Origin of the sequence: Sulfitobacter sediminilitoris, assembly GCF_010667575.1 — a bacterium.
GTDB lineage: Bacteria > Pseudomonadota > Alphaproteobacteria > Rhodobacterales > Rhodobacteraceae > Sulfitobacter > Sulfitobacter sediminilitoris.
This window is the reverse complement of the sequence record NZ_JAABNT010000021.1, coordinates 40,314-48,941: the sequence shown is the minus strand read 5'-3', so window position 1 is coordinate 48,941 and position 8,628 is coordinate 40,314. Positions and strand designations below refer to the sequence as shown.

General features: G+C 55.5%; 7 protein-coding genes. 5 read left to right on the top strand and 2 right to left on the bottom strand.

Annotation, left to right across the window (positions count from 1 at the left end; genetic code table 11):
• Positions 1 to 531 (bottom strand): hypothetical protein (locus GV827_RS20595; RefSeq protein ID WP_164355709.1); only part of this gene is annotated, 531 nt, incomplete at its 3' end.
• Positions 532 to 988: 457 nt separating this feature from the next.
• Here GV827_RS20595 and GV827_RS20590 point away from each other — a divergent pair.
• Positions 989 to 1,318, top strand: coding sequence for a hypothetical protein (locus GV827_RS20590; protein ID WP_164355707.1), 330 nt, complete (start codon positions 989 to 991; stop codon positions 1,316 to 1,318).
• A 227-nt stretch (positions 1,319 to 1,545) separates the two neighbouring features.
• On the opposite strand, the gene GV827_RS20585 is transcribed toward GV827_RS20590, so the two are convergent.
• The gene (locus GV827_RS20585) at positions 1,546 to 2,343 is read right to left on the bottom strand and encodes a hypothetical protein (RefSeq protein WP_164355705.1); all 798 of its coding nucleotides are present in this window, start codon (positions 2,341 to 2,343) and stop codon (positions 1,546 to 1,548) included.
• A 341-nt stretch (positions 2,344 to 2,684) separates the two neighbouring features.
• Here GV827_RS20585 and GV827_RS20580 point away from each other — a divergent pair, with 341 nt between their 5' ends.
• Genes GV827_RS20580 through GV827_RS20565 form a run of 4 tightly spaced genes read left to right on the top strand, consistent with a single transcriptional unit; the run spans position 2,685 to position 8,627 of the window.
• Complete coding sequence (locus tag GV827_RS20580) at positions 2,685 to 3,392, top strand: ABC transporter ATP-binding protein (RefSeq protein ID WP_164355703.1); 708 nt, start codon at positions 2,685 to 2,687, stop codon at positions 3,390 to 3,392.
• A 6-nt stretch (positions 3,393 to 3,398) separates the two neighbouring features.
• The gene (locus GV827_RS20575; protein ID WP_164355701.1) at positions 3,399 to 5,762 is read left to right on the top strand and encodes an ABC transporter permease; all 2,364 of its coding nucleotides are present in this window, start codon (positions 3,399 to 3,401) and stop codon (positions 5,760 to 5,762) included.
• A 4-nt stretch (positions 5,763 to 5,766) separates the two neighbouring features.
• On the top strand, positions 5,767 to 6,978 hold the full coding sequence (locus GV827_RS20570; protein WP_164355699.1) for an efflux RND transporter periplasmic adaptor subunit: 1,212 nt from the start codon (positions 5,767 to 5,769) through the stop codon (positions 6,976 to 6,978).
• The gene (locus tag GV827_RS20565; RefSeq protein ID WP_164355697.1) at positions 6,975 to 8,627 is read left to right on the top strand and encodes a PHA/PHB synthase family protein; all 1,653 of its coding nucleotides are present in this window, start codon (positions 6,975 to 6,977) and stop codon (positions 8,625 to 8,627) included. The genes GV827_RS20570 and GV827_RS20565 overlap by 4 nt, the downstream gene beginning before the upstream one ends.
• Position 8,628: the final 1 nt, after the last annotated feature.

Genomic DNA, 8,628 nt, shown 5'->3' with positions numbered 1-8,628 from the left:
GACTCCCGAACCAATCGTATAGCTTCCCTGAACGATGCCTAGGTATGGCGCTCGGATATTGTCGCGAAAGAACAAGTTTGCCTCACTTGTCTGCCCTGCCGCGAGCAAATCATAGAAGGTCTGAGACTCCTCGATCAATAGCTCCAATTCATCAACAAGAGATGCGAAGCGCTCGTGCTCATCATCCGAAAAGATCCCAGAACGGGAAGCGGTTCGGCGGAGCGCGGCAAGTTCGGGTTTGAAGCGGCCATAGATGTTCTTAACGCTATAGACGAACGTGGTTGTCGCAGCATTTTCGGGCCAGTTGGCTTGTTCCTCTGCCCAATCACCATGCTCGGAAAGCATGCCTATGCTTTCGATATAGACGATCCTGGCTGCAAGCCGTTCAAGTGAATTGAGGCTTGCCACAGCGGTGTGTCGGCGTCCAAGTTCAGCTATCAAGGACTTTGCGTTTTGCTCCTGTGAGAACGCTGCGGGCGCGATTAGGGCCCAAGACAGAGCAGCGCAACAAACAATCGTTCCGAACTTCATGCGCGGCACATTAACTTCCTAACACTCTTATAAATAAACTTCCTAACACTCTTATAAATAACCAAGGTTCTCAGAAAGCGGCAGAGAAATCAATTCAACTGGCCGGATTTGATCTGCGAAAGGCTCTTCGGCTGGGGTCTGCTTCGTCCCGCAACTGAGACATTTGACACCATTGCTGCGAACAACCGGCTTAAAGAAGAAGCTGCCGTTGTTGCTTCATGCCCTTCTTGAACCCTGCTTCCGGGCATCTCCATAACAAGCGGCATGCCATGAAAAGTTTAAACTTCAAACTTTTTGCAGCGATTGGGTGACGTGGGCCGCGAGAAACAACGCCCGATGGCTTGTGTTGCATGAATATTGTGCATCCGTTGCTGCAATGCAGAAAGATGTCGGCCTAAGACTTCCAGACTCAGTCTTTTGCTGTGCAGCATCAGATTAACGTCAGGATCCAAACTTGATGATCGGAGTTGTAATGAAGAGTTTTCAAGAGAGCACCGTTGAGTTTGCAAGCTTCATCTTTGAGCGACAAAAGGTAGTTTGCTATGGGTTGCTCAACAACGCAGGTGGCACAACGACTGTGTTCAACTTCCCCGATGAAACTACGGCAGTCTCTTTTCAGCAGTCCTTCCTAGACAAGCGCAACTTCCAACTGATCCAAAATGATGCTCAGCTCATCTGCTTTGCTGACTATGAAACTGTGATGCGCAAATCGGAGGACGATGCCCGTATTCGACATCTCAACTATTCTCGTGACTTCATGATGGGCACACTAGCGCATGTGTCCTAAAATGACGCAGAAGCGTTCGGTTTTGGAATTAGCTTAGTACTAGCGCAGCAGACATAATAAATTGTTTTAGAATGTAAAATTTTTGCCACCGCATAATTGGTAAGGGAGAGGTCGAGAGTTCGATTCTCTCCAGCAGCACCATTGCAGCCACACAACAATCCCCCTTGAACGCTATACGACATGAGCGATATCAGGCGCCGAAAGGGGATGCGATTGCGCCGGCCTCTTCAATCGCTTTGAAAAGGTTTGTCTTCCGGGGTCTTGCGTTCCTCCTCGGAGGATATCGCGGTGTCAGCCGTCCCTTGAACCTGTTCTTTCGACTTAAGCTCAAAGCGAAACAGCACAAGATAACACTCCTGCCAGCCGTTATCGTAGTTGTAATAATAAGCGAACTTGTGACCCAGCCAGTAGTTGACCGTGGGCTCCCGTTTCCACATGCGGTGCGGTATTTCGAGCAGGATGTGTTGCAGGCTGCCCACCTCGTCGGGGTCGCCGATCTTTTTGACGACCTTTTTGAGGATGGCGCTGCCTACGGTCTGGGCAGATGAACTGAAGGGAAGCGTCGCTGTCGCACCCGCCAGCCCCACGGACACCGCCGACCGGAATTCCTCAAGGATCAGCTTTGTGATGTCAGAGGAATCGTCAAATGCTCTCATATACAGCTCGACGGAGTAGGGCAGGATGTCGAGGGTCTGGTTTTCGAGAATGACCAATCCAATGTCTTCGGGCTTTCCCTCCTCGTCGGCGCGGTCTTCTCCGGGTGCGCTAAAGACCTTACGTTCCCTGTTTGTGATAGCGGTACCGACCAGGCGAACGTTCTCCCAATAGTCTTCGTCCTCGACCATGTAGGAAACCAGAGTAACCTTGAAGTTCCGCCACGTCCCACTGCCCGTATCAATCGGGAGCTTTGCATCCTCATGATAGCTAAAGACTTCTCCCCTTGATGCTGCCGGGACACCGGAAAACATCTTGTCTTGGGCCTTGAGTATGATGCGATGGACCTTGTCACTCTTGAAACGTTTCATGAAAACCTCCTTAGTTTGAACACGGCATTAGGTCGAAACACCGAGGCCTCAGCAAGAAGCCCCGCAGACTGGCAAAAGCTGCGCCGCGCGCGGGGCGCAGCAGCCAAAATTTGTAAGGAACCATTGCAGTGTAGTGTCCAAAGGCGAAAAAAAAGGCAAATTTTCCTTGGAATGGGTCGCACTCATCCGTCGAAACACCATGTGCGGATGGATCATGGGCGATGTATTATTCATCGTACCGACGCTACGAAAACCATGCGCTGCTTCCGTCGCACATTGAGGTCGATCAATGTCGCAGCCGCAGCATTCCATAGACTGGTTGAGAACAGGAGTGTGCACGCGTGGCAGATGTCATCTTTAGAACCGAAGGGATCACCAAGGTCTATGACACCGGTGAGGTGAAGGTCTACGCGCTCGATGGCGTGGATCTGGAGCTTTACAAGGGCGAGCTGACTGTTTTGCTGGGTCCTTCGGGAAGCGGAAAATCGACCCTGTTGAATATCCTCGGGGGTCTCGATCACGCCACGGATGGGCGCGTGTGGTTCGGGGATACCGAGTTGACGGATATGCCCGACCGCGGGCTGACGCGCTACCGGCGTGATCACGTGGGCTTCGTGTTCCAGTTCTATAACCTTGTGCCAAGTTTGACGGCGCGGGAAAACGTGCAGCTGGTCACAGATGTCTCACCCGACCCGATGCCAGCCGAAGAAGCACTGGAACTGGTGGGATTGGGCAAACGGATGGATCACTTTCCGTCCGAGATGTCGGGGGGCGAACAGCAGCGGGTTGCGATTGCGAGGGCGATTGCCAAGCGACCCAAGATCCTGCTCTGCGATGAGCCAACAGGCGCGCTTGACAGCACCACGGGGGTGCAGGTGTTGGAGGTCCTGCGCGATATTAATGAACGGTTCGGCACCACCACGGTTGTCATCACCCATAACGCGGAAATCCAGCGCATGGCGCATCGGGTGATTTTTTTCCAGGACGGCAAAATCAACGAGGTGAAGGTGAACAAGAACCGCATCGCCCCCTCCGAGATTGCGTGGTGAGGCGGCATGCAGGCGATTGACCAAAAGCTGCTGCGCGACTTCAGACGCCTTTGGGTTCAAGCCATTGCCATTGCAATGGTGCTGGGGTGCGGGGTGGCGATCCTGCTGACGTCCATCGGGATGTATGACGCCTTGTCTGAAACACGGTCGGCCTATTACGAGCGCAACCGCTTTGCGCATGTCTTTGCCCATGCCAAGCGCGCGCCGGTCTCGCTCTTGTCCGAAATCTCGCAGATCGAAGGCGTTCTGAGTGTTGAGGCGCGGATTTCGGGCGGGGCCATTCTGGATATTCCGGGACGCGTGCGCACAGCCGTGGGGCAAATCCTGTCCTATCCAGAAGATGCTCAACCTGTGCTTAACGTGCCGTTACTGGTCACGGGGCGCTTCCCTGATCCGGTCGCATTGGATGAGATCGTGGTGAACGCGCCTTTTGCCGAGGCCAACGGCTTCACACCCGGAGACAGTTTTAGCGCAAATCTCAGTGGCCAAAAACGTGAGCTAACCATCGTGGGCACTGCTCTGTCACCTGAGTTTGTCTATACCATCGGACCCGGTGCATTGATGCCGGACAACGAATCCTTTGGGATCATCTGGATGTCCGAACGCGCTGCCGCTGCGGCGTTTGATATGACGGGGGCGTTCAATGAGCTGGCCCTGGCGCTCGCCACCGGCGTGCAGCCAGCACCGGTAATCGACACCCTTGATGATCTGCTGGAGCCTTACGGTGGCCTGGGGGCCTATGACAGGACGGATCAGGTTTCTGATGCATTTCTTGATGCTGAGCTGAAACAGCTCAGGGGGATGGCGTTGATATTGCCACCGATTTTCTTTGCCATCTCTGGTTTCCTTGTCAGCATGGTAATGAGCCGAATTATCGCATTGGAGCGCAGTGAAATCGGCCTGCTTAAGGCCATCGGGTATTCAGATACGGAAATCTGCCTGCATTACCTGATGCTGGCCGGTCTGATCGCCGTTGTGGGCGTTCTTGTCGGCTGGATTGCCGGCACATTGCTTGCCCGAACCCTCGCTTGGCAATACGCGCAATTCTTCAATTTTCCCTACGTGATCTTTCGTGTGTCTTATTGGGTTTATGCAGCCGCTGGACTGGCGGCCTTGGCAACAACCAGCCTTGGTGCCTCGCAAGCCGCACTGAAAGCTGCGCGCCTGGCACCGGCGATTGCCATGCAACCCCCTGCCCCACCCAACTTCAAACGTTCGATTATCGACCGTGCAATGGCGCGCATGCGGCTGTCTCAATCCACCACGATGATCCTGCGCAGCCTGCTGCGCTGGCCGCTGCGCAGTTTTCTGACCTCACTTGGGCTGGCGCTGGCCGTGGCGTCGGTGATCGCTTCTCTCTTTATGAATGATGCGCTGGACGTGATCGTCGATCTGGCATTCTTTCAGACCAACAGACAGGATGCGATACTGCTCTTTGCTGATGACGTACCTGAATCCGCATTGGAAGACATCCGCCGGTTGCCCGGTGTCTTGCAAGCCGAAAGCCAGCAATTTCACGCCGCCAAGCTGCGCAACGGCCACTTGGAAAAACGCGTCGCAGTTGAGGCACGCAGACCCGGTGCCGATCTGAGCCGGGTACTGGATACCGATGGTAATCCCCTAACCGCGCCGCCCGGTGGCCTGCTCTTGTCAGAACGTCTGGCGCGCCAATTGGGCGTTGAGGACGGTGGTCTGGTCGAAGTCGAGTTTCTGACGGGCAAGCGTGAAACACATAACCTGTACGTGACGGGTGTTGTAAAGCAGCATCTGGGGCTTGGGGCCTACGTTGATCTTGAATACATCAATTCGATCTTCCGGCAGGCACCGCAATTCTCAACTGCTAATGTCACCCTGGACGATAGCCAAATCGAAGCGCTGCACAAAGAGATCAAGGAGATTCCACGCCTGACCGGTATCATCGAGATGACCGTCAATCGCCGTTCATTTCAGGACACTATTGAGGAGAACATCCTCGTGATGAACACAGTCTATATCGTGATTGCACTGCTGATTACTGTGGGTGTGACCTATAATGCCGCACGCATTCAGTTATCGGAACGGGCGCGCGAACTGGCAAGCCTGCGCATCCTCGGCTTCGGTCGGGGCGAAGTCTCCTATATTCTTGTTGGAGAACTGATGTTGATCGCACTGATCGCGCAGCCGTTTGGCTGGCTCATCGGGGCGTGGATTGCGCAAGCAATGACCAATGCTTTCACAAGTGATCTTTACGCGATCCCGCTTGTACTAAAACTGCACACTTTTGCCACCGGCAGCCTTGTGGTGCTCTGTGCCTCTTTCGCCTCTGCAATGGTGGTGCGCAGGCGTCTTGACCGGCTGGATCTGGTCGCCGTTATGAAGACGAGGGAATGATATCATGGCCTATTCCAAACGAACTTTCATGCTGATCGGTCTGGGGGTCGCCCTGGTCGGAGGCCTGGCCTTTGTCAGTTTTCGCGAAGATCCCATTCCGGTGGATATCGCACAAGTCACGCGCGGTCCGTTTGAGATTACAATCAATGCGGATGGCAAGACGCAGGTCAAAGACCTGTTTGAAGTGGCGTCCCCGATTGCGGGAACGGCCTTGCGGTCGCCTGTCGATGTCGGTGATCCGGTGCGCAAGGGTGAAACCGTCGTGGCGGTCGTCCAGCCATCCTCATCGGGATTGCTGGATGCCCGCTCGCGTTTGCAGGCCGAGGCCGCCTTGCAAGAAGCGCTGGCCGCACGACACGTTGCCGTGGCTGATTTACGGCAAGCCGAAGAGACCCGCAGCTTTGCGCAGTCGCAGTTTGAACGCACCCAGCAATTGGTTGAGCGTAACGTCGCATCGATCACGAGGCTGGAGGATGACACACAGCGTCTGGCTACCGCGATTGCGACGGTTGAGGCAGCACAGGCCCGCATTGAAATGGCCGATGGCGCGATTGAGCGGGCACGCGCAAGCCTGCTGGACCCTGAAGAGACTGAGCAAGCGGAAGAGACATGTTGCATCGAACTGACCGCCCCTGCTGACGGCGTCATCCTGTCCATCGCAGCGATCAGCGAGCGGCCTGTTTCTATTGGTGCGCCGCTTGTCAGCATCGGCGATCCCAATGACCTGGAGCTGGTCGCTGACATCCTGTCCAACGATGCGGTTCGGCTGAAACCCGACGCTCTGGCCTATGTTGACCGCTGGGGAGGGCCTGCAACGCTTCTAGCCCAGCTTGACCGGATCGATCCCAAGGCCCGCACCAAGGTGTCAGCCCTTGGAATCGAGGAACAGCGGGTGGATGCGTATTTCAGACTAACAAGTCCTCCGCAGGAACGGGCCAACCTTGGCGATGAGTTTTCGGTTTTCTTGCGGATCGTGGAATACAGGGCTGAAGATGTCATGCAGATACCGTTGAGTGCGGTGTTCCGTTCAGGTGACGATTGGGCCGTTTTTGTCGAGATTGACGGCGTTGCCGAACGGCGGCTGGTTCAGCTGGGCCGCCGCAATGGTCAGATGACCGAAGTCCACAGTGGGCTGGAGTTCGGCGAACACGTTGTCACGCACCCCAGCGACGCTATCGCGACCGGGGCCACTTTGGTGCAGAGATCCAAGCTATGACAACAGAGGATAGAACAACGCATCGGGCCGATGCAGGTTGGCACGCTATGATGGCACAGTTCACCGGAGGGCTATCGCCGGCAGCGCTGATCACGGCTTACGTGGACTGGTATATTCACCTGCTGGCCTCCCCTGACAAGCTATCAGAACTGATTAAACTGGGCGTGTCAGACATCGCAGACATCGACCCGGCAGAAGATCCACGTTTTGCCGATCCGTCATGGGCCGGTTTTCCCTATAACGTAATGGCACAGGGCTTTCTGGGCGCGCAGAACTGGTGGGACGCTGCCACCTGCGGGCTGCGTGGCGTTGATCCCAAACACGCCAATATCGTGCATTTCGCCGCGCGCCAGTGGCTTGATATGTTCTCACCCGCAAACTTTGCCCTGACCAATCCGCAGGTGCAGGATCGGACACGTAAGGAAGCAGGGCAAAACCTGATACGTGGTGCGCGCTACTGGATCGAGGACTTCAATCGTCTGCTGTCCAAACACCCCCGCAGGCCAAGCAGCTACGTCGTTGGAGAGGACTTGGCGACCACGCCCGGCGACGTGGTGATGCGCAATCGGCTGGTAGAGCTGATCCGCTATCGCCCCACAACTGAGAAAGTACACCCAGAGCCGATCCTTATCGTGCCTGCGTGGATCATGAAGTACTATATACTTGATCTGACATCGGAACGGTCACTGGTTGCCTACCTGCGCGATCAGGGCTTCGAAGTCTTTATCCTGTCCTGGAAAAACCCCGATGAAGACGACGCCGATCTGTCGATGCAGGACTACGTTGATCTTGGGATCCGTGCAGCCATCGCGCAAATCAGGTCGATGGGTGCCAAGAAACTTCATGCGGTAGGATATTGTCTGGGTGGTACGTTGCTGGCAATTGCAGCTTCGGCACTTGCACGGGACGGCGATAAAGCCCTCGCAACCATGAGCCTTCTGGCCTCACAGGTTGATTTCTCGGAGCCCGGAGAACTGGGCTTGTTTATCAACGAAAGTCAGGTCGCCTTCCTGGAGGATATGATGCAGACGAAAGGATACCTGAAGGCCGACCAGATGGCGGGCGCTTTCCAGTTGCTGCGGTCGAACGATCTGATCTGGAGCAGGGTCATCCGGCACTACCTGCTGGGAGAGCGCACGCATGACAATCCGTTGATGGCGTGGAATGCCGATGCCACACGGATGCCTGCGAAGATGCATTCGGAATACCTGCGGCACCTGTTCCTTGAGAACGATCTGGCAAAAGGTCGGTTTGAGGTTGATGGCGCGTCCGTCGCGCTCACCGATATTCGCTGCCCGGTCTATTCTGTCGGCACTGAAACAGACCATGTATCACCCTGGCAGTCCGTATATCGATTTGGTTTGCTGGCTGACACTGATGTGACCTTTTCCCTGACCAACGGCGGCCACAATGGCGGTATCCTTTCAGAACCGGGCCACGAGGGTCGACATTTCCGCACCAGCCACAAGACCGAAGCCCACAGCCATGTCACCGCGCAAACCTGGTTTGACAGGACCCGACCAAAGGACGGCTCCTGGTGGCCGCATTGGGCAAAATGGCTGGCAGCACACAGCGCAAGACCGGTAGATTGCCGGCCTATATCAGCAAAGCCGCTCGACGCGGCGCCGGGGCGCTACGTCTTTGGCTAAG